This window comes from Microbacterium sp. STF-2 (assembly GCF_034650155.1).
Lineage (GTDB): Bacteria > Actinomycetota > Actinomycetes > Actinomycetales > Microbacteriaceae > Microbacterium > Microbacterium maritypicum_A.
The window spans coordinates 53,947-78,027 of the sequence record NZ_JARKMW010000002.1; the positions used below are offsets into that span (position 1 = coordinate 53,947).

General features: G+C 67.6%; 34 protein-coding genes. 4 read left to right on the forward strand and 30 right to left on the reverse strand.

Features of this window, described 5'->3' with window-relative positions; genetic code table 11:
• Positions 1-423: 423 nt before the first annotated feature.
• Positions 424-630: a hypothetical protein gene (locus MicroSTF_RS13970; RefSeq protein WP_322956475.1), complete on the forward strand. Its 207-nt coding sequence runs from the start codon at positions 424-426 to the stop codon at positions 628-630.
• Between the two features lie 350 nt (positions 631-980).
• Here MicroSTF_RS13970 and MicroSTF_RS13975 read toward each other — a convergent pair whose 3' ends face one another.
• Complete coding sequence (locus tag MicroSTF_RS13975) at positions 981-1,625, reverse strand: hypothetical protein (protein ID WP_322956477.1); 645 nt, start codon at positions 1,623-1,625, stop codon at positions 981-983.
• A gap of 74 nt (positions 1,626-1,699) precedes the next feature.
• Here MicroSTF_RS13975 and MicroSTF_RS13980 point away from each other — a divergent pair, with 74 nt between their 5' ends.
• Entirely contained in the window at positions 1,700-2,002 is a 303-nt protein-coding gene (locus MicroSTF_RS13980; RefSeq protein WP_322956479.1) for a hypothetical protein, read from the forward strand.
• Between the two features lie 151 nt (positions 2,003-2,153).
• On the opposite strand, the gene MicroSTF_RS13985 is transcribed toward MicroSTF_RS13980, so the two are convergent.
• From MicroSTF_RS13985 to MicroSTF_RS14100, 24 genes are all read right to left on the reverse strand, one after another.
• The gene (locus MicroSTF_RS13985; protein ID WP_322956481.1) at positions 2,154-2,546 is read right to left on the reverse strand and encodes a hypothetical protein; all 393 of its coding nucleotides are present in this window, start codon (positions 2,544-2,546) and stop codon (positions 2,154-2,156) included.
• An 11-nt stretch (positions 2,547-2,557) separates the two neighbouring features.
• Positions 2,558-2,917, reverse strand: coding sequence for a hypothetical protein (locus MicroSTF_RS13990; protein ID WP_322956483.1), 360 nt, complete (start codon positions 2,915-2,917; stop codon positions 2,558-2,560).
• Positions 2,914-3,771: a hypothetical protein gene (locus MicroSTF_RS13995; protein WP_322956485.1), complete on the reverse strand. Its 858-nt coding sequence runs from the start codon at positions 3,769-3,771 to the stop codon at positions 2,914-2,916. The genes MicroSTF_RS13990 and MicroSTF_RS13995 overlap by 4 nt, the downstream gene beginning before the upstream one ends.
• The gene (locus MicroSTF_RS14000) at positions 3,768-4,493 is read right to left on the reverse strand and encodes a hypothetical protein (RefSeq protein WP_322956486.1); all 726 of its coding nucleotides are present in this window, start codon (positions 4,491-4,493) and stop codon (positions 3,768-3,770) included. The genes MicroSTF_RS13995 and MicroSTF_RS14000 overlap by 4 nt, the downstream gene beginning before the upstream one ends.
• Positions 4,471-4,653 (reverse strand): hypothetical protein, encoded by a 183-nt coding sequence (locus MicroSTF_RS14005; protein WP_322956488.1) that lies wholly within the window; start codon positions 4,651-4,653, stop codon positions 4,471-4,473. The genes MicroSTF_RS14000 and MicroSTF_RS14005 overlap by 23 nt, the downstream gene beginning before the upstream one ends.
• Before the next feature lie 10 nt (positions 4,654-4,663).
• Complete coding sequence (locus tag MicroSTF_RS14010) at positions 4,664-5,698, reverse strand: hypothetical protein (RefSeq protein WP_322956490.1); 1,035 nt, start codon at positions 5,696-5,698, stop codon at positions 4,664-4,666.
• Between the two features lie 14 nt (positions 5,699-5,712).
• Positions 5,713-6,792, reverse strand: coding sequence for a hypothetical protein (locus tag MicroSTF_RS14015; protein ID WP_322956492.1), 1,080 nt, complete (start codon positions 6,790-6,792; stop codon positions 5,713-5,715).
• Positions 6,793-6,808: 16 nt separating this feature from the next.
• Positions 6,809-7,567 carry a hypothetical protein gene (locus MicroSTF_RS14020; RefSeq protein WP_322956494.1) on the reverse strand — a complete coding sequence of 253 codons (759 nt, stop codon included), beginning with the start codon at positions 7,565-7,567 and terminating at the stop codon, positions 6,809-6,811.
• Complete coding sequence (locus tag MicroSTF_RS14025; protein WP_322956495.1) at positions 7,564-10,416, reverse strand: phage tail tape measure protein; 2,853 nt, start codon at positions 10,414-10,416, stop codon at positions 7,564-7,566. The genes MicroSTF_RS14020 and MicroSTF_RS14025 overlap by 4 nt, the downstream gene beginning before the upstream one ends.
• Positions 10,394-10,576, reverse strand: a complete 183-nt coding sequence (locus MicroSTF_RS14030; protein ID WP_322956497.1) for a hypothetical protein — start codon at positions 10,574-10,576, stop codon at positions 10,394-10,396. Before MicroSTF_RS14030 ends, MicroSTF_RS14025 begins: the two co-directional genes overlap by 23 nt.
• Positions 10,577-10,731: 155 nt before the next feature.
• On the reverse strand, positions 10,732-11,154 hold the full coding sequence (locus tag MicroSTF_RS14035; RefSeq protein ID WP_322956499.1) for a hypothetical protein: 423 nt from the start codon (positions 11,152-11,154) through the stop codon (positions 10,732-10,734).
• A gap of 81 nt (positions 11,155-11,235) precedes the next feature.
• Positions 11,236-11,994: an IPT/TIG domain-containing protein gene (locus tag MicroSTF_RS14040; RefSeq protein WP_322956501.1), complete on the reverse strand. Its 759-nt coding sequence runs from the start codon at positions 11,992-11,994 to the stop codon at positions 11,236-11,238.
• A complete protein-coding gene (locus MicroSTF_RS14045) occupies positions 11,991-12,401 on the reverse strand; it encodes a minor capsid protein (protein WP_322956503.1) in 411 nt (136 codons plus the stop codon). Before MicroSTF_RS14045 ends, MicroSTF_RS14040 begins: the two co-directional genes overlap by 4 nt.
• Positions 12,398-12,712: an HK97 gp10 family phage protein gene (locus tag MicroSTF_RS14050; RefSeq protein WP_322956505.1), complete on the reverse strand. Its 315-nt coding sequence runs from the start codon at positions 12,710-12,712 to the stop codon at positions 12,398-12,400. Before MicroSTF_RS14050 ends, MicroSTF_RS14045 begins: the two co-directional genes overlap by 4 nt.
• A gap of 12 nt (positions 12,713-12,724) precedes the next feature.
• Complete coding sequence (locus MicroSTF_RS14055; protein WP_322956507.1) at positions 12,725-13,057, reverse strand: hypothetical protein; 333 nt, start codon at positions 13,055-13,057, stop codon at positions 12,725-12,727.
• Positions 13,054-13,425: a hypothetical protein gene (locus MicroSTF_RS14060; protein WP_322956509.1), complete on the reverse strand. Its 372-nt coding sequence runs from the start codon at positions 13,423-13,425 to the stop codon at positions 13,054-13,056. Before MicroSTF_RS14060 ends, MicroSTF_RS14055 begins: the two co-directional genes overlap by 4 nt.
• Positions 13,426-13,446: 21 nt before the next feature.
• Positions 13,447-13,785, reverse strand: a complete 339-nt coding sequence (locus tag MicroSTF_RS14065) for a hypothetical protein (RefSeq protein WP_322956511.1) — start codon at positions 13,783-13,785, stop codon at positions 13,447-13,449.
• Positions 13,785-14,714: a hypothetical protein gene (locus tag MicroSTF_RS14070; RefSeq protein WP_322956513.1), complete on the reverse strand. Its 930-nt coding sequence runs from the start codon at positions 14,712-14,714 to the stop codon at positions 13,785-13,787. Before MicroSTF_RS14070 ends, MicroSTF_RS14065 begins: the two co-directional genes overlap by 1 nt.
• Before the next feature lie 19 nt (positions 14,715-14,733).
• Positions 14,734-15,093, reverse strand: a complete 360-nt coding sequence (locus MicroSTF_RS14075) for a capsid cement protein (RefSeq protein WP_322956514.1) — start codon at positions 15,091-15,093, stop codon at positions 14,734-14,736.
• 2 nt (positions 15,094-15,095) lie between these two features.
• Complete coding sequence (locus tag MicroSTF_RS14080) at positions 15,096-16,355, reverse strand: head maturation protease, ClpP-related (RefSeq protein WP_322956516.1); 1,260 nt, start codon at positions 16,353-16,355, stop codon at positions 15,096-15,098.
• The gene (locus MicroSTF_RS14085; protein ID WP_322956518.1) at positions 16,352-17,833 is read right to left on the reverse strand and encodes a phage portal protein family protein; all 1,482 of its coding nucleotides are present in this window, start codon (positions 17,831-17,833) and stop codon (positions 16,352-16,354) included. The genes MicroSTF_RS14080 and MicroSTF_RS14085 overlap by 4 nt, the downstream gene beginning before the upstream one ends.
• A gap of 14 nt (positions 17,834-17,847) precedes the next feature.
• Positions 17,848-19,461 carry a hypothetical protein gene (locus tag MicroSTF_RS14090; RefSeq protein ID WP_322956520.1) on the reverse strand — a complete coding sequence of 538 codons (1,614 nt, stop codon included), beginning with the start codon at positions 19,459-19,461 and terminating at the stop codon, positions 17,848-17,850.
• A gap of 8 nt (positions 19,462-19,469) precedes the next feature.
• Positions 19,470-19,850, reverse strand: a complete 381-nt coding sequence (locus MicroSTF_RS14095) for a hypothetical protein (protein ID WP_322956522.1) — start codon at positions 19,848-19,850, stop codon at positions 19,470-19,472.
• A gap of 191 nt (positions 19,851-20,041) precedes the next feature.
• Complete coding sequence (locus MicroSTF_RS14100) at positions 20,042-20,425, reverse strand: hypothetical protein (RefSeq protein WP_322956524.1); 384 nt, start codon at positions 20,423-20,425, stop codon at positions 20,042-20,044.
• A 72-nt stretch (positions 20,426-20,497) separates the two neighbouring features.
• Between MicroSTF_RS14100 and MicroSTF_RS14105 the strand changes: the two genes are divergently transcribed.
• Positions 20,498-20,695: a hypothetical protein gene (locus MicroSTF_RS14105; protein WP_322956526.1), complete on the forward strand. Its 198-nt coding sequence runs from the start codon at positions 20,498-20,500 to the stop codon at positions 20,693-20,695.
• A gap of 23 nt (positions 20,696-20,718) precedes the next feature.
• Positions 20,719-21,603, forward strand: coding sequence for an FRG domain-containing protein (locus tag MicroSTF_RS14110; RefSeq protein WP_322956528.1), 885 nt, complete (start codon positions 20,719-20,721; stop codon positions 21,601-21,603).
• A 3-nt stretch (positions 21,604-21,606) separates the two neighbouring features.
• Here MicroSTF_RS14110 and MicroSTF_RS14115 read toward each other — a convergent pair whose 3' ends face one another.
• The 5 genes from MicroSTF_RS14115 to MicroSTF_RS14135 form a co-directional block, all read right to left on the reverse strand.
• Positions 21,607-21,924 carry an HNH endonuclease gene (locus MicroSTF_RS14115; RefSeq protein WP_322956530.1) on the reverse strand — a complete coding sequence of 106 codons (318 nt, stop codon included), beginning with the start codon at positions 21,922-21,924 and terminating at the stop codon, positions 21,607-21,609.
• Positions 21,921-22,295, reverse strand: a complete 375-nt coding sequence (locus MicroSTF_RS14120) for a hypothetical protein (protein WP_322956532.1) — start codon at positions 22,293-22,295, stop codon at positions 21,921-21,923. The genes MicroSTF_RS14115 and MicroSTF_RS14120 overlap by 4 nt, the downstream gene beginning before the upstream one ends.
• Before the next feature lie 283 nt (positions 22,296-22,578).
• Positions 22,579-23,145, reverse strand: coding sequence for a hypothetical protein (locus tag MicroSTF_RS14125; RefSeq protein WP_322956534.1), 567 nt, complete (start codon positions 23,143-23,145; stop codon positions 22,579-22,581).
• A gap of 1 nt (position 23,146) precedes the next feature.
• A complete protein-coding gene (locus MicroSTF_RS14130) occupies positions 23,147-23,407 on the reverse strand; it encodes a hypothetical protein (RefSeq protein ID WP_322956536.1) in 261 nt (86 codons plus the stop codon).
• Positions 23,404-24,081 (reverse strand): hypothetical protein, encoded by a 678-nt coding sequence (locus tag MicroSTF_RS14135; protein ID WP_322956538.1) that lies wholly within the window; start codon positions 24,079-24,081, stop codon positions 23,404-23,406. The genes MicroSTF_RS14130 and MicroSTF_RS14135 overlap by 4 nt, the downstream gene beginning before the upstream one ends.

Genomic DNA, 24,081 nt, shown 5'->3' on the forward strand with positions numbered 1-24,081 from the left:
TCGTCGCGCGTCGACGCACGTCGCCAGCGGACACGAGCGACGCGACAGCGCGGGCGTCCGCTCCGCGTCGCGTTTCACTACGGTCGGTAGGGTCTGAGGATGTCGAATATCACAGACGTCGTTGCGGCTATCGCTGATCTAACGACGCCGTTCCTTCCGCTGCTGGGTGTCCTCGTCGGCGCGGGTCTGACGATGCTGACGCAACGTGCCCAGACGCGTCGGGCGCAGCGTCGTGAACTCGCTGTTTCAGCGCTTGAGGCAGTGACTGAGGCGCGGAGCGCGGTGGCACAGCGGCGGACGGGAACCGAACCTCCGGAGCCGCTCTACGCTGCGGGTCCGGCTACGGCGATTTGGGCGCGATTCGAGATGCTGGCGGCGGTCGAACGACGCCCCCGGGATCAGCGAGCACTCGCGGCGAATGGGATGAACGCGCACGAGTGGTTGATGGGTGGGGCGCGACGGGAACAGGATCTGCAAGCGCTCGGCGGTGAGCTGCGCCGGCTGAGTCTGCTGCTCGTCGCGTGGGAGCGCCGTCGCGCCCGCGGGCGGGATTTCGCCCTGCCCTTCGACGTGGCGTTCCTGAGGTTCGGGCCGGACTATTCCGAGGAGGATCTCCCACCCGTTCCGTGAGCGAATGTCACTGATCTGACGTACGCTCATCTTCTCGGCCGGAGGAAGGATCCCGGCTATGCCAACACGTGGCTTGCACCCCGACGCCGCGCTGAGCGGTGTAATCGGTGGTCTGCAGGCGCTGCGAGTCCGGCGAGCATCGCGCGACGACGAAGCGAACCCTCCTGCATCGGTGTGACCTCCACCAGGGCACAGCCCCTGTCATCAACGTGACTAGGGTCTGATGCCGTTCTGCCCCGGAGCGACTTCTCCCCCACTCGCTACCCGCATGCGTTCAGCTAGGGGGCATAGCCCAGGCGTCGGCGGGGGCCATCTCGTCAACGACACGTTCCTGATCCCGCTGCCGCGACTCATCCAGCGCGAGCAGGACAAGCCCGCTCGAACGCGGCGTTCTTGTACGCACGGATGGCCTCGTCCTGATCTGAGGATCGAAGATCGCGGTCGCTCGGATATCCGAGCACCGGAGCGAGCGCATCGTTGAGCTCAAGGTTCGACAGTTCGGCGTCCGCGGCGCACAGACCCGCATCGGTGGTCAGGTCGATCGCGGGATCAGACTCCACGGCGGCAGCGCCCGGCTCGCCGATCTGCAGCGCCTCGCCTCCCATCGCATCGGCGACGGAGTCAGCGCTGCCTCCGTTGACTGTCCAGTCGGAGCCGACAGCGATCACGTGCGGCGACGGGTTCGTGTCCTGAAGTCCCTGAAGAACTGCGATGGCGCTGTCGCGCTGGGATTGTGAGTCGTATACCGAGATCACCGCGCCGTCCTCGCAGTCGGCAGTGTCCTCGGCTACTGCAGTCGACCGGCGTTGCGGGTTGTCGCACCCTCCGCCGGCGTCAGAGTACATGTTCTTCAGGTCGAGGAGCGTCGTCCCGCCCTGCTGCTCGTCCGCGGTCTCGACCGGGCTGGGAGTCGGACCGCTCTCGGGTCCGGGTGCGGCACACCCCGAGAGTGCCAGGACAGTGAGGACGACGAGGACGAGGCGTGTTCGCTTCATGACGCCAGGGTAGCGCTGCCGTCGGAGGCAGCGCGTAGCATCAAACCTCTCGGCCGGAGGAAGGACATTCGGCCATGCCATCCCGCGGACTGCCCCCCGACGTCAACATGCGCATCGCGATCAGCTGCGTCATGTCGCGGAACTGCTACACCTCTGATCCTGCACTGGTGATCGCGGAGCTCTACGAGACCGCCGGCGAACGCCATGACCTCCTGGCCGCCGAGGTCGGGTGCTGGATCGGGTTCTATGAGAACGACTACACGCGTACCCTGGCGTCCGCTCTGCGCGCTCTCCCGCTCGAGCTCGACGAGCACATCGCGCTCGGCACGCGACGACGACAGGCCGGAACCCACACGACTCCGAAACCCACCGTATAGGCGTCGCGTTCGCGGGCGCGACGGATTCGCCGGCGGAGCGCGCCGCGTCGTGCGCAGGCGGAGGCTGATCCGTCGCCCGCGAGACGTGTCGCGTGAACGACGAGATCCCCCTCCCCCGCCGAAGCGAGGAAGGGGGATGTCGTTCATGAGCTCAGGCGTCGTTGTGGGTCGGGAGCGGATCACGCTCGCCGGTGTCGGCGCCGTCGAGCATGGCGCGCCACTGACGGCGGGTCATGCCGACGAGCGTGCCGTCCGGGTTGATGTGCGCGATACCGTTCTTCGGCGCAGAGCCGGCACCGAACCTCTTGAGGAACTCGTCGACCTGCGGGATCGCCATGACCCGCGAGATCGCCGCGCTGATCGCCGTGAGTGTAGCGAGCGCGCCGGCGAGCCACACCACCACATCGCCGGGGAGGACATCCTGCACGGCGGCGACGACCTGCGGCGCGACGAGCGCTGTCGTCGCGAGCATGGCGGACGCCGTGAGGAACACCGCGACTGCGGTGCGGATCGCGCGCTGCAGCGGAAACCAGATCTTGTTCATGATGCTCCGATCTATCTCGGGAGGCCTTCCGGCCAGGGAGGGAGGGGGATGCCGTGCGCGGCCATGTGATCGCGTTGCACGCCGATGAATGCGCGGTAAGCGCGGTTCTCGTTCGTGAGCTCGTCGACGGCACTCTCGAGGCGGCCGATCCTGCGGTCGTTGTCGTCGCGGTACCGCGAAAGCTCTTCCTGCAGCTGGTCGATGAGCTTGTCCTGCGCCGAGGTCTCGGCGACGACCTCGGCGACCTTGACATCACGCTTCGACTTCCGGTCGGAGACGACGTGGCCGACGATGCCGCCGACCACGCCACCCACTGCCGTACAGACGGCACCGACCCAGGCGACGAAGGCCTGCAGTTCGGTCGGGGTCACGACTTCAGCCGCGCCTTGATCACATCGGCCGGGAGCATGACGACGGCGACGCCCTGCTCCATGACCTTCGCGAGCGCGTCCGTGCCCGAGATCGGCCAGAGGTCGTCACCGAACGCGAGGTATCGGGACGGTCCGCCGTCGAGCGGGGCGACGACCTGGACGTGCTGGGTGGTCGTGCCGTCGTCGTAGTTCGGCCAGGGGATCGTACCGAAGCGGCGGATCAGCCCCTGCAGGTGATCGTTGCCGACCTGGTAGAAGCTTGCTCCCGATCCGGCGGAGATGCCCGCCCATTCGATCGGGTCGCCAATCAGGGTGATGCGTCCGTTCGGCCGACACTGCACGCCGATGGTGCCGTTCGTGTCGCGCCATGCTGCGTGAATCATGGTCTCTCTCCTCCGCTTGCGCGTGGTTTCGGGCTTGATGGTGGGGGTTGTTTCAGATCCGGCGGGGACGGCCCAGCCGTCGTTGAAGTCGCCGATGTGCCACTGCTCGCGCGGGGACACAAAATCGACGGTGAAGCCCGCGAGGCGACAGAGAGCGACGAAGCGATCCCAGCCGAGTGCGGCCCAGTTGTTGACGTCGACCGCGAAGACGATGCGTCCGCCGAAGGTGCCGCCGTGCGAGGACTTCCCCGGCTCGGCGGCCATGTTCCCGTAGAGACGCTTATAGGTGACCTGCACATCGAGTGGGCGGTAGGCGTTCCATCCGACGGTGATGATCAGCCAGACGCCGTACTTCTCGTGGGCGACGCGCTGTAGCCACTTCCATCGCGCGGCCGTGCCGGGCGGCAGGTAGTGTTCGCCGCCGAGGTGTACGAGTCGGTCGAGCGGGATGCGCCCGTTCCCGTAACTCATATCGAGAACCTCACTTGTGAGATTCCGACGACGCCGTTGTCGCCGCCGTTCCGAATGGCGGCGATGTAGATCGATCCGTCAGTGGCGACGCGGAGGTCGGCCGTTCCGAGGTTGGCGGGGACGAGGTACTGCTCATCTCCACCTATCGGACGGAACCCGGTCGGGAGGGTGGCAATCGGCTTGGTCACACCGACCTCTCCCGCCTTAATGGATCCGCGCAGACTGACCCACCCGTTCTCACGCTTGTATGCGGCGTTGCGGAACGGGGCACCGAAGTTCACCCACGAGTTCCCCAGGGTCAGAGCCGCCCAAGCTGTGTCTCGGTCCCAGGACGCGCCCGTCCAGTAGTACGAAACTCCGGCCGCTGTGCAGGTGTCACCGACGGAGATCAGGCCGCCGTTGCTGCTCCCGAAGGAATCAGCGAGCGCTTTCGTCTGGAAGTCGAGGACGCCCGAGGCTGGGAGCCAGATGGTCCCGTCGGTCGTGTACTCGATCCTGTGCAGGCCGCGGGCGTCCGCGCGGAGCACGACCAGTGGGCGGGCGGGCGTTGGCGCTTCGCCTGCGTTGCTGAGCGCGGTGAGGAGTTGGCCGCGCTCGTTGATGCTGGCGACGGGAACGATGTCGCGGATGCTGTTGCCGAAGTCTTCGAACAGCATCTTGCGGTTCACGGTCTGCTCCCCGCCTCCGGGGATCTTGTGCTTACGTGCGTTCTGGATCGGCATCAGTCATGCCCTCTCCGCGTGACGCGTGCCACGCCTCGTGCCCGACACCACTCGCCGCGATGGCGAAGCAGATCGGGCAGGTCGTATAGATGCCGTCGGTCGGAGGCTCCGCCGGCGGTTCGCCCGAGACCGTGTCGACCTCGGGTGTCGGTTCGTCCACTGGCTGCCCCCTATCCGGTGACTTGGTATTGCACGACGAGAGCCATGCCGTCGGCGTGGATCGGTGCGCGGTCAGGCGCGCCGGAGAATCCGGCGTAGTCCGACCCGACGGTGACGAGCCCCTTGAAAGCGCCAGTGCGGAATGCCTCGAAGACAGACGCGGGCAGTTCGACGTGCGCGCCGGCGTTGGGCACGAGCGCGGGTCCGGTTGCCGCGGCGGCCGGCGAGATGGTCGGAGCGCCGCCGGGGTGTCCGCCGTGCGGCGAGGGCTGAAGGACGGGCACCTTCGCGGCAGTGGTCGAGGAGTCCGCCCTGTAGACCGCGGCCTGCATGCGGGTGATCTTGAGCGCGCCGAGTGCGACGATCTGCTCGCCGTATCCGGCGAGGCCGATCATCGGGCCGGAGCCGAAGGCGTTTCCCTGGTAGAGCGTCGTCCGGCCGCCGTAGCGATCGGCGTTCCAGTCATTCCAGCGGCCGAAGTTGGCGCGCCACGCACCCGTGAACTGCGGAAGGAGGATCGCCTGCCGCGCCACGACCTGCGCGGGGTTCTCGGCGCCCGCGCCGGGCTGCCCCGGGTTCGCTGCGTTGTAACCGCCGGAGGGTCCAAGCACATACTCCGGGAGGCCGAACCTCGACGGGGAGCGGACGACGTGCACGGGTGTGTTCGCGGCATACGTGCCGGGCGGATACGGCAGGTCGTAAGTCGCGCCGAGGGTCGTGACCTTCAGCAGTCCCACCGTGGAGTTGACCGACACGACGGTGCCGCCGGCGATCGCGGACCCGGACACCAGTGGCCCGAGGCAGTAGGCGATGCGGCCGCCGTCGAGCGGTGAGCGGAGCAGACGAACGTACCCGTTCGGCGGGTAGATGGCCGCAGACGCGGGAACCCACACGCCATCGGACTCGTTCACGGACACCTGCGCGAGTCCCGCGGCGATGTCCAGCCCCAGCAGCCGACCGGTGACGATCGCCCCGCGTTCCACGCCGGGAGGCAGCCCCTCAGGCAGCGGATCAGCGAGTTTGAACAGGTCGAGGTTCGAGACCATCAGACGTCCTCCCCTCAGAACACGGCGACGTCCGCCTGCATCTCCCCGTCACGGGGCGTCAGTGGCAGGTCGAAGCCGACGACGTAACCCCAGGCGGTGACCTGCTCGTCCGTCTCGTAGCCGATGATGAGTTCGATCGGATCGTCGAGCTCGATGCGCGGATCGGGAGCGAGCGTGGCGCTGCGGATCTTGGTGCGCCGCAGGGACTCCGCACGGTGCGTGAGCGCCGCGGCGAGACAGTCCGCCTCATCCCGCAGGAGCGGGGATGAGAAGAACTCCGGCACCGGGTGGTACTCCCCCGCCGCAGACATCGGCCCGTTGTCGATCGACACGATCGCTTGCGCCTCGACACCGTCGGCCGACGACGTCACGACGAACACGTTCGGAGCGCCCTCGCGGGTGTCCGACAGCGGTGCCGCGATGAGCGTGCCGTCCGGCCCGTCGTGCAGGCTGATCAGCGGGATCGGGGCGTCGGGCAGCGGTGGCAGGATCCGGATTCCGCCCCACGCGTCCTCGCGCAGTCGCGCCGGCCACGCGTCCGCGATCTCGTAGAGGGCGTCGAGGCGTTCCTTCGGCCACTCCATCGCCTTCGGGCATTCGCGATCGACGAGCGTCGGATCGAACTGCGCCGACATGTAGGAGGGCGTCAGCCGCGCGAACTCGGATCGAAGCGTGCCGTCGTCGCGTGGACCGGTCGCGGCCTGCAGCCGGTCCTCGTCGATGTCGTGCAGCATGCCCTTGCCCCAGACGTCAATCGATCCGTCGCCGTTCTCTTTCCAGTCGTGCACCTTGTAGCGGCCAATGCGGATGAGCGTGCCCTCGACGTTCAGAGAAACGTCGAGCACCTGACCGTTCTTCGCAAGCGCATGCTCCGGTGCGTCCGGTCGCCAGCGGCGAAGCCGGCCGTTCTCGACGGACGTCGGCGGGACCGTGATGCGAAGCTCGGACTGCACCTTCTGACGCGTCGTCCCGGTCGCCCTCCCCCTGATGATGGGGATATGGTCGGCGAGCACCTGCCCGCCGAGCCACGACGACACCATCGGTTCCCAGCGAACGGCCTTCGCAAGCTGCTCTGCCGATGCCCCCTCACGCATGCGTGTCCCCGTCCTGCTAGAGCGCGAGCCAATCCGTCAAATCGAACTGGTCCCACGCGGTTCCCGCGAAGCGGGTATCGAATTGGTTCCACGTCTGCCCGGCGAGCGCGGCATCGAAGTCATCCCACGGGAATCCGCCGAGGCGTTTCTCGAGCGTCGGGTAGTCGGCGAAGACGTAGGTGAACGCCCAGTCGCGTTGCGGTCCCGATGCGAGACCTTCCGAAGTGAGGCGTCCGACGAGGATCGTCTCGACGGGCGCGAGGTCTTCGAGCGGGGGCGTCGTCCGGTAGACGATCGGGCCGCCGGTCCTCATGACCTCGTCGAACTGCGCACGGCGTGTCCGGTCCACGCGGATGCGGAACATGCCTCCGCCATCGCCGGTGGTTCCATAGCGGATCGCGGGCCGAGAGCGGTTCGGAATGTAGAACAGTTCCTGGTGCACATCGAGCTCGAGACCGATCGACCCCAGCATGAGTTGAGCCTCAACGATCGCGCTGCCATCGAGGCGCTGCAGCAGGAACCGCGGTCCGACGATCACGACCGGCACCGACGTCTCGACGGTCGCCCCAGCACGGAAGGTGTAGACGACTGGAACGTTCGTGGGGGCGAGCACGTCGGTGAGGTGGAGTTGCCCACCGTCACCCACGCCCTCGCCACCGGGAACCGTCCAGGTGAAGTCTTCCCACGAGCCCGTGAGAGACCACGGCACACCGGTCGGCGTCGTGGAGACGATGACCTGCGTCTTGTACTCGCTGAGCACGGATACCGAAATCATCGTCTCCCCTTCGCCGCCCCCAGTGAGGAACGGATCATCTCGACCACACGGCCTTCGACCAGGTTGGCGAGACCGTCCGCGCCGATCTCGATCCGGCCCTCTATCCGAAGACCGACGATCGATTCCAGACCGCCCGCGCCGGCGGAACCAGCGAAAGGCACGCTCCCCTGTCCCATCCCATCGGCGCCCGGCATGAGCCGGATAGCTTCCGCGAGGATCGCCATCGAACGGGGCGACCCGTCGAGAGGGATGTACGCCTCGGCGACATCCGAGCGGTCTCCGACGATGCGCCAGGTGTTTGCCGGGACGCGTTGCGCGATCGACTGCATCGGTGTGCCTCGGACGCCACCTGCGGCCATCATCTCCACGATGCCGCCGTGGTACTGCGGGGCAGTCACGACCTGGCCGCCGGGGAGCTTGAACCCAGACCCATCCGCGAACACCCGGATCTTGATCGACTTACTGTTGCTCGATGCGATAAGCGAGTCGATCGACGTCGAGGCCGGCGCAGTGTCGGACACGACGACGAACGATCCGTCCGGCATCTGCACGACCTTCTGCGTCAGCCTGTCGACGACCGCGGCTTCCGCCTCGGCATTCGACGAGTAGAACGTGACGGCTTCCTCCGGCGTCGCGAGCACAGTGTCGATGAGCACCTGCGCCTGCTCCTGGGTCAGCCCTATCGCCGTCAGCTGCCCCATGAGAGCCTGCGACGTCGCGTCGTACCGCCCGCGGAGATTGTCCTGCGACTCCCCCGCTGCGATGGCGGCGTCGTACTCAGCAAGGAGCGACTCGGCCGTGCGGTCAAGCTGTTCCTTGAGCTCACCGGTCGCTCGCACACTGCCGTCCTGCGCCGCCTCGAAGTCGCCGAGGAGCGACGAGCCGTCGGAGGCAGCCTGCCCGACCTTCGAGATCGAGTCCGCCGTGCGAAGGGCGGCATCGTTCACGAAGCCGAGGGCGATCTGTCCGTCCGCGAAGCCGTTGAACTCGCCCCGCATCCCCTCGAGCTTGTCGACGACGTCGTCCGTCGTGCCCTCGAAGTCGCGCATCCCGTTGATGAACCCCTCGAGATCGGATGTGTCCGCGAAGGGGTTGATGAACTTGATGACGTGCTTCAGCCCGTCGACCATGTCCGCGAGCGGGCCGGAGACGAACGAGCCAAACGCCTCGGTCGCGGTGATCCCGAAGTCGATCGCCCCGTTCACCAGGTCAGCGAAGAACTGCAGGACCGGACCGCGGTTCTGGGAGATCCACTCGGCTCCCTCCGCGAGAGGGTCAGCGAACGCCTGAGCGAGCGCGCCCTTGATCCCATCGGCGGCGACCTCGATGTTCCGCTGCGCCTGCTCGATCTTCGACGCGTCATTGCTCGACAATGTGTCGAACATCTTCTGCGCCGCCCCCGTCACGCCGCCGAGTTGATCGACGGCCGTCGAGAGATCCATCGCAAACAGCGATTCGCCAAGATCCTCCGCTTGTGTACCGAAGAGGGCAATCGCGGCGTTGTTCCTCTCGACGCTCGGTTCCATCTGCCCCAGGGCCGTGAGCACTTGACCGAGTCCCTCGCGAGCGCCGGCGCCGCCGGCAGAGATCTTCGCGGTCATCTCCTCGGCGTTGAGGCCGAGGGCTTTGAACCCGGACGCGGAAAGCTCGGAAGCGTCGGTCGCGCGGATCTGGAATTCCTTCAGCGCATCGGCGGCAAGGTCGGAGTTTCGAGCACCGGCGCGCATGCCCTGGTTGATGAGGCCGAGCGCTTCCTCGCCAGAGAGCCCGAGCCTCTGGAACAGCGACGGGTACTCGGTGAGCGTGTCGAGAAGATCCTCATTCCGGTTCAGCCCGTTCCGCGCGCCGACAGCGATGAGGTCGTAGGCGTGCTGGGCGTTCTTCGCGAGCCCTGTGCTGAGCAGCTGCGCGACGGACTGCGCAACGGGGCGCACATCCTCTTCGAGGACATCGGAGATCCCGGCGAGACCCTGCACGACGAGTTGCGCGTCGCGGGTTGTGGCACTCGGGTCGAGGATGCGGAACTGCAGGGCGAGCCGGGTGGCATCCATGTTCGATTCGATCGACTCGCCGAAGTTGTTCGCGTACGCCTCTCCGGCGGCGCGGCCAATGCGGAGCGCGTCAGCTTCGCTGATGCCGGTCAGTGCTTGCAGGTTGTCGGTGCGCTTCTCGACGGCGAGACCGTCCTGAATGCCACCGACCACGGCCTTTCCAATCGCGACGCCGGCGAGGATGATACCGCCAGCGATCGGGATCGCGGAGAGCGCGTCGACGAGGGTCGACTCGATCTCACCACCGACGACGGCACCGACCTTCTCACCGGCACCACGGGTCGCAGAGTCGAGCCCCTGGGAGAGCGAGCGACCGCCCTCGGAGCCGGTCTCCTCGGTCTTCCGCTTGAACAAGCTGAGGAAGCGCTTCAGGCCAGCCTCGGCAGGTTCCTCGTTGACCTCGACGTCGACGGCGTTGCGTGCGCTGCGCAGTCCGGTCAGTTGACGCTCGATGCGCTGGATCGACGCCTCGGCACGCTTCACGTCTGCGGTGACGTCGAGTCCACCCTCGGCACGAATGTGGAGGTCTTCGAGCTTGTCGACGGCGCGCTCGAGGTTCTTCTCGGCGCGGGATACATCGGCGTCGAGCTTGATGACGGCACGCTCGGAGACGAGTTTCTTAGCTGCCTTCTCGACGCGGTCCATGTCGTCGAGGACACCCTTGGTGTCGCCCTTGACCTTGACCGGGTTGCTCTCGATCTTCTTGCCGATCGCGACGACCTGCTTCTCGCCGCGTTCCACGTCCTGCGTGTTCGCGGTGAACAGAACCTCGAGGTCAGCGACCGTCAGCTTTCCCATCGGTATCCCTTCGCAGTGCGGCGCGGAGCCGAGTGTCGGAGTCGATCAGCGAGAAGATCAGGGCGCGCACCCCGAGCCACGGACGCGAGCGAGTCTCGGGGTCGTGGATGTCGACGCCGCGTTCCATGAGCTCGGCGACGACGATGCGCCAGTGCGTCACGATCGCGAGCCAGGATGTGTCGAGCGTCGGGCGGGAGACGGCCGGGGTGACGGCGTGAGGCTTGAGCTCCTCGGGAACCTGCCGGTACCGCGGATACCAGCCGTCCTCATCGGGCTCACCGCCGAAGCCGTAGGGTGCCCAGTCCTCGGCCGTCTCTAGGCTTTTGGGGCTGGCCCCTCAGCCTCCTCGGCGTCGGGCTGCTCGCGGCCCCAGAGGAGCACGGCAAGACCGTCGGCGTAGTCCCGGCCGCGTGTCCAGTAGAAAACGCTGTAGTACGCGGCGCGCCCGATGGTCTCCGGGTGAACGCCCGCGTCGACCATCTCCTGATAGGTCGAGCCGAGAGCGGGGTGCTCGTCAGGCGAGATCGAGTCGAGAACCTCCTGCACACCGGCGGGGATCGGTCCCTTCGCGATGCCCAGCTTCACCTCGCCGCGCACCGCGCAGGCGAGGAGCTTGCTCACATCGTCGACGCTGGGCGGCTGGACGACGAACACCCGCGGCTCACCGTCTCGGGTAGGAAGAGGCGGCAGAGTGAGGGCCGGGATCGCCCAGTCGGCGAAGTCGGAAGCGGTGGACATCGGGAGCCCTTTCGTCGCGGTGAGAGAGTGTGTGGAACCAGAGGCCCGGGCGCGTGAGCGCACCCGGGCCTCCGGGTCGGGTCAGGCGCCTCGCGTGTAGGCGAAGGTCGCCGAGGTGCCGACGGGGGTGACGACGGTGACATTCACCGGGCCGGCCGTGCCCGCGGGCACAGTGGCGACGATGGTCGCCTCCGAGATGACGGTGTATGCCGTCGCTGACGTCGCGCCGAACTTGACATCGGTCGCGCCGAGGAAGCCGACGCCGGTGATCGTGACGAGCTTCGTCGCGGCCGCACCCGACGGGCTGATCGCCGAGATGGCCGGGGCGATGTCGATGCCGCCGCCGGCGTAGGGGTTCGGGATCGGGGTGTAGGCACCCTTGCCCGTGAGGCTGATCGCGAAGATGTCGATCTCCGCGTTCCCGGTGTTCTGACGGGAGAGCTCGACGGTCGCGAGGACGCGGCCGGCGTCGGTCGGGTGCGGGGCACCGGCCTTCGGCTTGTGGTAGAACCGGCCGTCGATGACGGCCTGCTCGCGGTCGCGGCGCGACGCGTTGACGAGCGCCTCGACCTCGGGCAGGTACAGGCCCGTGGTCTGGGAGCGGTTCGCCTGCACGGTGAACGCACCGGCGAAGCCACGGCCGGAGACCTCCTCGTTCGGTGAACCCTGGTCGTCGTAGGTGGCGGCGTCCTGGGTGACCTTCGGGAACGTCGGCGCCCATCCGGACATGCGCCGGACTTCCTGCCAGTTCGGCGCACCGAACGTGCCGAGGTTGATGTCGAAGCCGTATTCGAAGCTCTGACCGAGCGTCGTGCCGGCGGGAAGGGGATTGATGCTCATTGCAGAGCCTCCTCATTGTCGAGAGTGATCGTGTAGTTCTCCGACCGCTGGTCGCGGTCGTTGTCGTCGGCTCCATGGTCCGACATGGATTCGCGGCGGATGCCGAGAACCCCTCCCTCGCGGGAGAGGTTGTTGAAGCGGGCGAACACGGCGTCCGCGATGTCGTCGGCGGAGTCGCGTTCGCCGCGGGCACCGCGCACCCAGATCTGTGCCTTGCGCGCCTTGAGGTCGTCGTCGTCGCTGCCGCCGTAGAGACGGACACCCACGGCACGGTCGGGAACGTCGCCGATGCGGCCGAACCACACGCCGATCGAGTCGGCTCCGTAGGCGGCGGTCGTGCTCCACTCGAACCCGGGGATCGAGCCGAGGATCTCGCACAGCCGCGTCTTGAGTTCGGAGTCCTTCACCCGAGCTCCTCTCTCACAGCCCGGGCGACTTCGGCGGCGATGTCGATCTCGTCGGAAGCGGTCTCGAGGAACTTCGCGCCGCCGCCCTCGTGCACCCAGTCGAGGTGTTCGTGCTGGAACACGGCGTGCGGGGCGGTGTAGCGGATGGTGACGCTGAGGTCGTCGACGACCACCTTCCCGGACTTGATGAGGTCGCCGTCGTCGCGCGGCGCGAGCTCGTTTGACCGCTTGAGCACCTTGCGCGCGGCCGCCTTCATTGCGTCCTGAGCGGCCTTCTCGACGAGCGAGAGGATCGGCTTGATCTCGGCCATCAGGGAGACCTCCTACTTCAGCCAGAGGATGCGGTGCGAGGGGAGCGGCGGGTCGTTCTGGTCGATGCCGACCTGCAGCACCTCGGCCTCGCGCGCGATAGCCTGACCGGGCCAGACGGTCACGAGGGAGCCGATCGGGATGTCGGCGTCGATCGGCACCGTGACGCGTGTTGACGAGACGACCTGGGCGCCGTTGGCGTCGCGGATCAGTTCACGTTTGTCGAGCACCTCGGCGACGACGGTCTTCGGCTCCTCGGGGCGCGGCCCCATACCGCCGCCCGCGCGTCGTACGCGAGCGACGATGGTGTGCGGGAACCAGAACGGGTCGGTCCAGTCGCCGCTCACGAGTAGTCGCCTTCGGGCCAGACGCGCGCAAAGGGGCGGTCGGTCGGGAAGCTGCCGAGCGGAGCGCCCGGGGCGGCGTCGCGGCTCGCCGCGCAGAGGGCGCGGAGACTCGAGCGGGCGTCTTCGTCGAATGCCGACTTGATGTCGGCGAGTGTGATCGACGATCCGTTGCGACTCATCGCTCGAGTGCGACGGGAGCCGGCGGCGGGCAGTTCGTCGAGCACGCCCTTGAGGACGGCGATCGCGTCCTTCTTCTCCTCCGAGTCTTCGGGGAAGGAGTCGATGCAGGGGGCGATGTCCCGCGCCTGGACGAGAACCCGTCGTGCGGTGTTTTCGTCGCCGCCGAGATCGGTCGGTGTGATCGGCATGGTTCATCGCCCCCTGTTCGGTTACTTCTGCGCCTTGGCGTCCGCCGCGGCGTTGGCCTTCGCATCCGCGTCAGCCTTCGCCTTCGCATCCGCGTCAGCCTTCGCCTTCGCATCCGCGTCAGCCTTCGCCTTCGCATCCGCGTCAGCCTTCGCCTTCGCATCCGCGTCGGTCTTGGCCTGGTCGTCCGCGTCGGCTGTGGTGTCGGTCGCGTCATCGACAGGTTCGATGAGCCCCTCGTCGACGAGCCGCGCGAGGGTCTCCTCGGCGACGCCGTCCGGGAGGATGGCTCCGGTCTCGAGGAAGTGGGCGCGGACGCCCGCGATCACCTGGATCGCGGGTGCCGTCACGATGTGCGACATCAGAGCCCCGTCCCCGTGATCTTCGCCGCGGCGAGCGGGCTGGTCACGATCGGCACATCCGCCTTGCGGACCTGGATACGCGTCGAATCGTTCTTCTCACGGAAGCGAGCGACCTCGACGTTCGACTTGTTCTGGGAGTTGATCGTCGCCAGGGCGACGTACTCCTCGGACGGGATGTCCTCGTGTCCGATGCCGCCGAGGTGGTCGGCGTCCACGATGAGCGGCTGCCACCCGCCCGGGAGGTCGGACGACGTCACCCAGTCGAGGCCGAGGATGTTCGGGAACGCACCCGCGAGGATCGGGTTCCCGGCCTCACGAGGAAGGAGCGGCAGGAGGATCGGCGCGACGGCCGCCCACTGCAGGTCGGTGAGCACCATGCTCGTCGCACGGTAGCCGCGGTGAGCGCCCTTGATCTGCGCCTTGCCGACCTCGACGTTCGCGACAATGGTGTTCGCCGCGCTCCACGCACCTCCGCCGACGGTCTGGCTGACCGCCGAGAGGATGAGGGACAGCGACGCCGCGTCGAACTGCGACACGATGTCGTTGGCGAGCAGCTGGATCGCGCGCTCGATCGGGTCCATCTGCAGGCGACCGACGGTCTCGTCGGCGATCTCCGAGCCGAGACCCTTCTTGATCGCGGCGACCAGGACGGCCGCATCTGCCGGGAGCGCGGTGAGCGGGTACTCGCCGCCGGGGGCGACGGTCTCCGCGGTGGCACCCGAGGAGGTTGCCTCGTCGGGGGTGTAGGACACCGCGCCGCCCTGCATCTTGTACTTCCCGCGGAGCAGGTAGTGCGAGAGGAAGTTGTGATCGGCGAGGATCTCGTCGAAGCGGCGGGCGATCTGGGCCGGCGACTTCAGGAACGCGAGCGCCTGAGCGGTCGAGACGTTGCCTGCGAGCGTGGACCCGGGAATCGGGTAGTTGATCATGATGGGTGATCTCCTTGTCTCAGGCCCGAAGAACCTGGATGGACTGGTTCGCGGCGGTCGCCGCGGTGAGGGCGAGACCAAGCACACGACCGGTGGTCGCGGTCTGCGCCTTGCCTGCCGCTGCGGCCTCGATGGATGCGCCGGCGACGATGGCCGCCGCGGCGGTCACCGTGTCGACAGGTCCGGCGAGATGGACGACGACCGAGTCGCCGATCGCGGCGTCGTGCCCCGCGGTGCCGATCGCCTTCGTCGACGCGGCACCAGCGACACCGACCGAGCGGTTGCCGGTGACCTCGACGACCTGGCCGCCGGTGATGACAGTGGTTGCGGTGAACGTCACCGCAAGTCCGGGCTTGAACGTGAGCAGGTGGTCGCTCATGGTCAGGCTCCCTTCTGGGTGTAGATGGCCGAGTAGTTGGCGTCGTCCGCGGTGGCGTGCACCTCGCCGTGTCCGAGCTCCTCGACGGGGATGGTGTTCGCGGGGAACGAGTTGAGCAGGGTGGAGATGCCCTGCTCGTCGTTGTCCAGCTGCGTGCGCCAACTCTCGGCGGACGACGGGGCGATGCGACCGGAGTCGAGCGCGGCCTTGACGATGCCGTCACGGCGGTCGCTGATCTGCTGCTCGCGGGCGGCGCGGCCGGCGGTGGCGTCATCGACGAGCTTCTGATGCTGGGCGGCGTCCATCACGACCGCGCCTGCGGGCGCGACGTTCTGAACCGGGGTGTCGGCCTGCTCCGTGAGCACCTCGTCGAGAGCGGCCTTGACCGTCTCTTCGGATGCCTCGGCCTCGGGCACGCCGAGCCGATCACGGACATAGGCCAGGAAGGTGTCACTCATGTCGAGCGTCTCCGTTTCTCTGGTGATACCCGGCTCGGGCGAGCTCGGGAGTTTGGTGGGCGCGATCGCGCCAGTCGGGTGCCAGCCGAGGCGGGCGCGGGCGGCTTCGAAGACGTCGTCGATGTCGTCGCCCTCGGCGGGGACGAGCACGAGATCCGGTTCCTCAGTGCCGGGAGTGAGCGTCTCGCCGGCGTCCTTGACGACGGCGACGCGGTCGGCGAGTCCAGCGGTCACGGCTTCCTGCGCCGTGTACCAGGTCTCGGCGGCGAGCAGTTCGCCCCAGGCCGACTCGCCGGCCTTGTCGCGGTAGATCGTGATGATCGACTCCTCGACGCTGTCGAGCACCTCGGCCGTCTTGCGCAGATCCGCGGCGTTGCCGTAGTCCCATGTCAGGGGCGAGTGGATCATCATCTGCGATCCGGGCGACATGACCGTCTCGTCGCACCCGACAGCGAGGAACGAACCGGCAGATGCCGCGATGCCGTCGACGACCGCGGTGACCGAGGCGGTGTGGGCGCGGAACATGTTGAGGATCGACATCGCCTCCCACACCTCCCCACCGGGGCTGTTGATGCGGAGGATGATGTGCGTGACCGTGTCGGGCAGGTTGTCGAGGACGTCGCTGACGTCCCCGGCGCTGATGCCCCACCAGCCGCCGTAGCTGTCGATCGGCCCGTACATGCGGATGGTCGCGATCGTGTCGTCGCTCCCGGCCGCCGGGGTGGTGATCGCGTCGAAGAACTCGGCCTTGGACTTCGGGGGCGTGGCGCTCCCCCAGTACCTGTTCGGGTTCCGCTTGGTCATGTGTCCTCCTGAGTGGTGTCGGGCGTCGCCTTGAGTTCGGCGCCGGATCTGCGCACGAGGTCGCGCGCCTCGTCCTTGTCGACCACGACATCGACGCCGAGGTAAACCTTCTGGATGGTCTCGGCGGCGGCGCGCGCTGCCTCGGCGTCGCTCGGCGTGGTGCCATCGGCCGACTCGCCATCACTGGTCGTGTCAGCGACGGGCAGGCCGTAGAGGGTGCGAACGTGCGCCTCGAGCGTGCCGTCCGGCTCGAGCACTCTGGCGTCGACGAGCAGCTTGATCGCCTCGGCGGTCGCGGGGTGCTCTGGCCCGATCTTCGCCGGGACGATCCGGGGGGCAGGCTCGTCCGGCCCCCAGTTGAGGTCGACGAGATCCTCGATGATGTGCTGCTGTGCGACGTCGGCGATCTGCTGCGCGACCGCGTTGAGGGAGTCGGTGAAGAAGTTCGCGAACGTGGAGCCGAGCGCCCAGGATCCCGTTTCGGTGCCGAGGTTGAGGAAGTGCGCGAGCACGGCGCGAGCGATCTGCTCGTCGTGGTAGCGGATCATCGGGTCGGTGTCGGGTGTCTTGCCGCTGACCCCGAGGAGCTCCATCTTCGCGCCTGACGGGAGGGACGCTCCGGCGCTCTCGCCGGCTCGGAAGTTCTTCGCGATCTTCAGGCCGCCCTCGCGTTCGGCCTTATTCCACTTCTCCCGCTCCTCGACGGTCGCGTTCGCCGGCGCGTCGGCCCCGGTGTAGACCGGGACGCCGAGGCCGTTGCGTTCGGCGCTGAGTGCCTGGATGCGCAGGAGCCGGTCCTTGAGGAGCCAGTTCTTGTAGGCCGTGCGGAGCAGGGAACGGCCGAGCCAGTTCGCGCCCTCGCGCTCGTTGACGTAGGCGACGAGCCGGTCGACCGGGATCGTCACTGCGCCCTTAGAGGATGCGACGCCGCTCTGAACGATCGCGACGAGACCGCCGTCCGCGGCGACCTTGATGTCCTTGATCGTGCGTGGCGGACGCCAGGCGAGCTTCGAGATATGGGCGCGCCCGAACGCGTCGAGGTAGTAGACCTGCTCGAAGTAGGAGTGCCCGTGGGGCAGTTCGAGCAGCGCGAGCCGCAGGTGCTCGACCCAGGAGAATCGCCCCTTGGTGCGGATCGGCGCTTCGACAGGCTTCCCCTTCACGGGCAGTCCGAGGTCACCGGCGACGTGCCGTGTCACCTCGTCCCGTGCGCCGGCGGGATCGATCATCCAGTCGGCGCGCATGATGGGGAGCACGACGGCGCGGAGCACCGAACCGACCTGCGAGTCCTCCGACCGCATGCGGTCGTAGACCTCGAGCGACTGCGGCCAGTAGAGATCCGGGTTCGACTCCCCCGACTCCTCGACGAGTGTCGTCCATGAGAGCAGGCCGCCCGTCTGGTAGCCGATCTCCGACTGTGCGGCGGCCGGAGCCGCCGCACCGAAGATGCGGTCGACGATGCGATTAAGCCAGGACATAGGGGGTCTCCCGTCTAGAAGGCGGCGGTCGCGAAGTTCACGTCGCCGAGTTCTTCGGCGTCGCGCATGACCACTTCGGCGGGCGGCGGGGGCGGTGGCGCCGGGGCTGGCGGGGGCGGCGTCAGCGCCTCGAGCGCGTACAGCGCGATCGTCTCGGCGCAGATGCCGGCGATGTCCATCGGGACGGACTTCTCTCGCGACCATCCGGTGTTCTCGGCGTAGGTACGCACGACCGCCCCGGGGATCGCCCGGTCGATGTCCGGCTGAGGGATGAGCGCGATGCCGCGGTCGCGGACGCGATCAGACAGTCGTCCGGTTGCGAGCGCGAATGCCGACCAGTCGATCGCGTGGACGACGAACTTCGTCATCTTCCCGCTGACCGGAAACTCGGCGTCTTGCAGCGGCTTGAGGAAGTCGGTCGCCGGGACGCCCTTCGACTGCACAGCGACCTCGAGTTGCCCGGATGCCTGCGCGAGCTCGATGAGCGCGGGGAGCACCCATGCCCATCCGGGTCGCTTCACACGGATCGTGACGAACGGCGTGCCGTCCTCGAGTAACACGGCGGCGGCGAGCCAGGTCGTCCGCCGATTGTGCGACATGTCGATGCCCCACACGGTGCGGGCACCGCGGGGGATCTTCGCGAGGATGTCGGCTGCGGTCTGGTGCAGTTCCTTCCAGTCCTCGACCTCGATGAAGTTGTCGACCTTCGAGGTGACCCATTGACCGAGAACCTCGATGCGCTCGACGTTCTTCTCCTTGGCCTCCGCGGCGGCGCGCATGAGACCGGCGATCGTCATGCCGGGGAGGTAGCCGGCGGACGGGTTCGCCTGAGCGAACGCCCGCGGGTCGTCGAGGCGGGCGTCCTGCTCGGCTGACCACTCAGCGATGAACCACTGCGTCTCCGGGTCGTTGACGCCCTCGTGCCCGATCTGGCGCACGTCCTTGAGCACCTTGGACCGGCGCGTGCCGGCGTTGGAAAACGCGACGAGGAGCGAGTCGTACATCGCGTTCGCGGACTTCTCGATCGCGGACCAGCCGTCGTAGTCGTACTGCTCGCGGAGCTCGTCGAGGATGAGGCGGGCGGCGGACTGACCGCGGGCACCGTCGAAGGTGCGCGGCAGGTAAGCCCCACCCATGAGGGTGCGGAGTTCGGTCTCACCGTTCGTCGTGCGGGGCGGGTAGGTGATCTCCTGCAGGTCCGGGACGCGGTCGCGGGCGATGCCGATCTTGATGTCGTCGGGTGCGCCCCAGCGGCGGACCTGCTTCCAGGGCTTGATCGCGATGTCGAGCTTCTGCGCCGCGCCGACGACGACGAAGTCCTGTTCGGCGAGTTGGTTCGGCCAGCGGCCTGCATCCACGTACAGCCAGTAGGCGGCGAGCACGGCGGCGATGAGAGTCTTGCCGTTCTGACGGCCGACAATCACGAGCGCCTTGCGGAAGCGGAGCAGCCCGAACGAGTCGAGTTCAAGCATGTGGATGAGGAGCCACTTCTGCCACGGGAACAGGCAGACCTTCAGGGTCTCCTCGGCGAACTCGATGACCTCGAATCCGCGAGAGGTTTTCGGCGTGAGTTCTGTCAGCGGCTTCGTCCACACGCGCGGCTCGGTGAAACCATGCGTGATCTCCACCGGGCCTCCTACTCGGCTTTCGCCTTCTGCCGGAATGCGAGCACCTTGTTCGGCAGCTTCGTCGGCTGCGTCGCCGGGGGCCGCGTCGCCGGCCGTCCGGGCGCCGAGGCCGCGGGGGCTTCGTCCTCAGGGGTGAGGCCGAGCGCGTCGAGGTACTTCAGGAAGCTGGCAATCGAGACGTTGTCGTTGGCGGGAACTGCAGGGCGAGCACCACGGGTCTCGGCGGCGTCTTCGACTGCCCACTCGACGATGACGTCCCAGGCGTCGATCTTGCGGGCGAGGGCGCGAGCGGCGGCGACGGTCGGGGCGTGCTTCATCCGCAGGTGCTTCGCGTTGCGGAGGCCACGCTCGAGAGCGTCGGCGACCGATTCCTGCTCGAATTTCGCCACGACGGACCACCCTTCTCGCGTGCGCGTGTGCGCGACCCCCTACGAGGAATTACCGGGGAGAGAGGAACACCCACCCGGCGGTGTTCCGCCCTCCCGGCCCGAGGCTGGATTTTTCCGCGAAGACGAATCGGAGCCGCGGGATCGGAGCACGAGCGCGTGCGGGCGCGGGGTGTGGGAGACTCCCCCCGGGGTCAGAGCAGGCGCACCCCGCGGTCTGTGACGATCTCAGGGCATCCGCTGACCGTGACGATCTCTCGGGCGTCGCGGTGGAACTCGTCGCGTTGCCTATCGTTCATGGCGCGGTACGCCTCATCAGACACGAGGACGATGTCGGCGCTCAGGCCGCGGAGGTTCGACCTCGCCGATCGGAAGGCGATGCGGCCACGACCACCGAGGTCGACGCGCTCCTCCCCGTTCCTGCTGCACACCCTGAACCCCGGCCACGCGCTGATGTCCGGGTGCTCGGCGAACGATGCCAGCGCGTCCCGGATCTCCCATCGGCTCTCGGTGAGCACGAGGATGCGCTTGCCCTTCGCGGCCTCGACGAACAGGCCAGCGGCAGTGAAGCGGTTCATGGAGGTCTCCGATCATGGCGGCCAGTCGAGCGGGTGGGTATCGTGACACTCACAACCAGCAAAGGAGCTGACATGGGAGCGAAGCGCGTCCTGATCGAGCGGGCTGACGGCAAGTGGGGGTGGCAGTTGATCGGATCGAACGGATCCGACATCATCGCCACTGACGGCGGTCAGGGATACAACAGCGAGGACTTCGCTCGGGAGATGGCCGACAAGGTCATCGGCGGCCACTACGCCGACGCCGAGAAGAAGATCCGCCGGCGCGACTGATCGTGTCCACTTGGCCTGACTGGATGAAGTACCGCACACTGACTGCGGCGAGCGAGGACTTCGCCTCCGCGGCCCCAAACGCCGTGCGCGATGCGGCCCGGGAGGTGCTCACCGCGATCGACGGCATCAACCTGCTCGGCCCCAAGGATGGCGTCGTCTGGCGGGGGCAAGCAGTTGAGGACTGGCGACTTGGGTCGAAGGCCGGGCGCGCCGGCCTCAACGCGACGGAGATCCGTTCCCTCGAGGTGGAGATGATCGAGCAAGCTCGGCGCATCGGCGCGGACAACGCTCAACACATGGGTGACTGGGAAATCCTGGCGAGGCTTCGCCACCACGGAGCGTTGACACGCCTCATCGACTGCAGCACTGACCCATTCGTTGCACTGTGGTTCCTGTGCGACGACCGAGCCAAGGTCGACGAGGAGAGCACCGCCCGGGACCACGACGGCCTGTTGCTCGCCCTGACTCGTACACAGTTCACACAAATCGACCGGCCGTACGAACGCAACTACAGGAGGGCGTTCGATCGCGCCCCCGCGGCGCTCCTCTACTCGACACCACCCATCGACCCTCGAATCGCCGCCCAGCGAGGCGTGTTCGTTCTCCACACGGAACCGCACGATGCTGTCGGTGCGCCCGAGTCGGAACTAGGGCCCCTAGCGATGCCCACCAAGATTTGGGCGAAGGAGCACAGGCGGATGTTGCATGATCTCTGCGGCGCCTCCGACCTCGCGGGTCGACGCGGCCGACTCACATTCCGGTTCCCGACAACGATGGGCATCGTTGTGCCCGCCATCGTCAAGCCCCTTCTACTCGAAATGCTCGAGCGCAACTTTGGCTTCAACCGCTCGACGATGTTCCCTGACTTCTCCGGAATGGGCGAGTATTACGGCGCTCGCCGCGCCTAGCCCTCACCACCACGAAGGCATCGGATCGCCGAGGCCACGCTCTGCGTCGCCCTTGCCTCGGCTGCTGTTGCAGTCGAAGTGCGCGTGGCGGAAATTGTCCGGGTCTTTCTGTAGCTCCGGGAAGTCTTCGACCGGGTAGTAATGGTCGAGGGTGTGCGAGTCCGTCGTCGTTCCCGGCGCTTGCTCGTAGTCGATGCGGAGCGTGCAGATCCAACACACCGAGAGGTGCCGGGTCGCCGGGTCAGCGTCGAGGATCTTCCCGGACTCGTAGAACTCCGTCCGTTGCCGCTGATCCTCGCGGGTGTGCGTGCGCTTACTCACGCCTTCGGACCCCGCGCCGGGCGCGGCGTCGGCGACTCGAGGCCCATGCCGCGCCGGCGCTGGGACACGAGCGGCTGAGACAGACCGAGTGCCTTCGCGATCCGACCGTCCGACATCCGCTGCTCATTGAGTGCGCGGACTCGGGCGTCGATCGCGGCGTACTCCTCGGGTGTACGCCGACGACGTTGGACGCGGCGCGAGGCCTTCGGCTGAAGCGAGAGCTCGGCGAGGCGCGCGAGCACAGCACCAACGTCCTCGAGCCTCTTCTCCTTCGCGACCGCGGCGAGCGCGCGATAGGTCGAGGGCCGGAGCATCGCGCGCACGGGCACGATGGGCGAGTCGTCGATCGTGAGGTCGGGCGCGGTGCGCATCGTCGACCTCCGATCGGGTGGAAAGACCGTGCCCCGCCGCTCATCACCGCTCGAGTGTGCGCATCATGCGACCTGAGACGAGGCTGCTCGCCCTCTGCCCGGTGCCCGTTGGTCGGGACGGCGAGGGGTCATGGCTAGCGGGCGGTCGCTCTGCAGAGGGATGTGAGCGTGTGGCGGCGGGGTCACAGCTGAAACGAAAGAAAGCCCCGCCGGATCGGCAGGGCTTCGGTCATAGTTCAGGTGCAAGCACAGCTTAACACAGTGCTCGGAAGGTGCGGAAGAATTATCCCGTGAGAGAGCGTGCCGTCGCCGTCGTGGCGACGTCCTCGAGGCGTTGCGCGCTCGCGACGAACGTGTCCTTGAACTCGTACCAGTGGCGCAGTCGCCCGACCTTGTCGCCGACGCCGAGCATGACGTCATTCCTCGGCTCGTCAACCGCCGTCTGCGCCCAGTGGTGCGCGAGCACGAGTAGCGCCTGTAGCTCGTCGCGCACGGCCTTGTCTGAGATCAGGAGCTTCGCGTGCATGGCCGCGCGATCGAGGGCCTCGCGGTTCTGCATCATCGGCTTCATGTCGGTCGGGTCAGCCCACTGCTGGGTGATGTAGACGTCGATGTCCTCGACCGTCTCCCGCGAGGCGATCAGCATCGCCGGGCCGTCCGCGCTCTCGATCCACCGCCGAGCGCTCACGAGCACCTCGAGGATCGCGAGCCTCGCGGCGTCCTCGAGGTCATGCTTGCGCGCGTCCACGCGTTGCCTCTCGCTGGCCCTGTTGGCAAGGTGCGTCGCGCCGAGGCCGCCCAGAAGCGTGCCGGCGACGCCGATCAGCGCGAGCCACATCGCCTCGCTCACGTCATCCCCCGTTCTCGGCGAGCACCGTACCGTCGTCGAGCACGATCAGGCTCGCCTCGGTGATCATGAGGTCGCCGTCCGTGCTCGGAATACGACGCACCCGACCGTGCTTCGGCCACGCGCCGGACAGGTTCCCGATGATCCGCGTCGTCTGCCGGCCGGGGATCGCACCGATCCGGGTCGCCTCAGCATCCTGCAGGAACGACGTCCGGCGCTCAATCCAAGCGTCGTCAGGCGGAAGTCGAAGTTCATCGCTGGTCATGAGTCGTTCCTACCATGTCCGATCTCGCGGTCGCCAAAGATCATCGTTGAGCCAGCGAACACTCCCCATGCGCGCATGACGCCGCCTGACCCGGCGAAGACGTCGACGAACTCGTCCTGCGGTTCCGCGCCGAGCAGGTCGAACATCCACCGGCAGAAGACCGCGGGCTTCGCGCCGATGACGCGCGCCGGGTCGGTCGTCCGGGCGCCCGGGCGGTACGTCAGCACGTCGACGCGTCGCGAGGATCCGCGCGACACCTCGGCATCCGTCGAGGCCGCGGCACGCGACCCGTCGACGCCGGCATCGAGCGACGCGTCGCCGAGGTCCTCCGCGACGCGTCCACCTGGTCGGCACGACACCTTCTCCCCCGCCGCGATGGAACGCGACGCATCCCGGCGTCCACCGAAGTAGATCACCGGCTCCCACGCGTTCAGCGGCCCTGCACTCCTCGTCGGACGCTCACCCCGATTCCAGACCGCGACCCTCGAGCCGCGAGGGCAGAGCGCGAGGATCTCCTGCAGAGCACTCGCGGACGTCGACAACGCCCACCCGTCGAACTCCGACAGCTGCTCGATGAGCGCGGCGTGATCCACCTCGCCGGCATAGTCCGGGTGATCGCCGTAGTAGCGACGAGACTTCCCCGGATAGGGCGGGTCAGCGTACGCGAGGCGCAA

Excerpts from the sequence above, each read along its gene's own strand:
- MicroSTF_RS14100 (WP_322956524.1), bottom strand. The coding sequence starts at position 20,425 with ATGAACCGCTTCACTGCCGCTGGCCTGTTCGTCGAGGCCGCGAAGGGC.
- MicroSTF_RS14035 (WP_322956499.1), bottom strand. The coding sequence starts at position 11,154 with ATGTCCACCGCTTCCGACTTCGCCGACTGGGCGATCCCGGCCCTCACT.
- MicroSTF_RS13975 (WP_322956477.1), bottom strand. The coding sequence starts at position 1,625 with ATGAAGCGAACACGCCTCGTCCTCGTCGTCCTCACTGTCCTGGCACTC.
- MicroSTF_RS14075 (WP_322956514.1), bottom strand. The coding sequence starts at position 15,093 with ATGAGCGACCACCTGCTCACGTTCAAGCCCGGACTTGCGGTGACGTTC.
- MicroSTF_RS13980 (WP_322956479.1), top strand. The coding sequence starts at position 1,700 with ATGCCATCCCGCGGACTGCCCCCCGACGTCAACATGCGCATCGCGATC.
- MicroSTF_RS13995 (WP_322956485.1), bottom strand. The coding sequence starts at position 3,771 with ATGAGTTACGGGAACGGGCGCATCCCGCTCGACCGACTCGTACACCTC.
- MicroSTF_RS14120 (WP_322956532.1), bottom strand. The coding sequence starts at position 22,295 with ATGCGCACCGCGCCCGACCTCACGATCGACGACTCGCCCATCGTGCCC.
- MicroSTF_RS14130 (WP_322956536.1), bottom strand. The coding sequence starts at position 23,407 with ATGACCAGCGATGAACTTCGACTTCCGCCTGACGACGCTTGGATTGAG.
- MicroSTF_RS13970 (WP_322956475.1), top strand. The coding sequence starts at position 424 with ATGAACGCGCACGAGTGGTTGATGGGTGGGGCGCGACGGGAACAGGAT.
- MicroSTF_RS14070 (WP_322956513.1), bottom strand. The coding sequence starts at position 14,714 with ATGATCAACTACCCGATTCCCGGGTCCACGCTCGCAGGCAACGTCTCG.
- MicroSTF_RS14040 (WP_322956501.1), bottom strand. The coding sequence starts at position 11,994 with ATGAGCATCAATCCCCTTCCCGCCGGCACGACGCTCGGTCAGAGCTTC.
- MicroSTF_RS14020 (WP_322956494.1), bottom strand. The coding sequence starts at position 7,567 with ATGATTTCGGTATCCGTGCTCAGCGAGTACAAGACGCAGGTCATCGTC.
- MicroSTF_RS14105 (WP_322956526.1), top strand. The coding sequence starts at position 20,498 with ATGGGAGCGAAGCGCGTCCTGATCGAGCGGGCTGACGGCAAGTGGGGG.
- MicroSTF_RS14025 (WP_322956495.1), bottom strand. The coding sequence starts at position 10,416 with ATGGGAAAGCTGACGGTCGCTGACCTCGAGGTTCTGTTCACCGCGAAC.
- MicroSTF_RS13985 (WP_322956481.1), bottom strand. The coding sequence starts at position 2,546 with ATGAACAAGATCTGGTTTCCGCTGCAGCGCGCGATCCGCACCGCAGTC.
- MicroSTF_RS14060 (WP_322956509.1), bottom strand. The coding sequence starts at position 13,425 with ATGCCGATCACACCGACCGATCTCGGCGGCGACGAAAACACCGCACGA.
- MicroSTF_RS14110 (WP_322956528.1), top strand. The coding sequence starts at position 20,719 with ATGAAGTACCGCACACTGACTGCGGCGAGCGAGGACTTCGCCTCCGCG.
- MicroSTF_RS14080 (WP_322956516.1), bottom strand. The coding sequence starts at position 16,355 with ATGACCAAGCGGAACCCGAACAGGTACTGGGGGAGCGCCACGCCCCCG.
- MicroSTF_RS14065 (WP_322956511.1), bottom strand. The coding sequence starts at position 13,785 with ATGTCGCACATCGTGACGGCACCCGCGATCCAGGTGATCGCGGGCGTC.
- MicroSTF_RS14050 (WP_322956505.1), bottom strand. The coding sequence starts at position 12,712 with ATGGCCGAGATCAAGCCGATCCTCTCGCTCGTCGAGAAGGCCGCTCAG.
- MicroSTF_RS14085 (WP_322956518.1), bottom strand. The coding sequence starts at position 17,833 with ATGTCCTGGCTTAATCGCATCGTCGACCGCATCTTCGGTGCGGCGGCT.
- MicroSTF_RS14000 (WP_322956486.1), bottom strand. The coding sequence starts at position 4,493 with ATGCCGATCCAGAACGCACGTAAGCACAAGATCCCCGGAGGCGGGGAG.
- MicroSTF_RS14010 (WP_322956490.1), bottom strand. The coding sequence starts at position 5,698 with ATGGTCTCGAACCTCGACCTGTTCAAACTCGCTGATCCGCTGCCTGAG.
- MicroSTF_RS14015 (WP_322956492.1), bottom strand. The coding sequence starts at position 6,792 with ATGCGTGAGGGGGCATCGGCAGAGCAGCTTGCGAAGGCCGTTCGCTGG.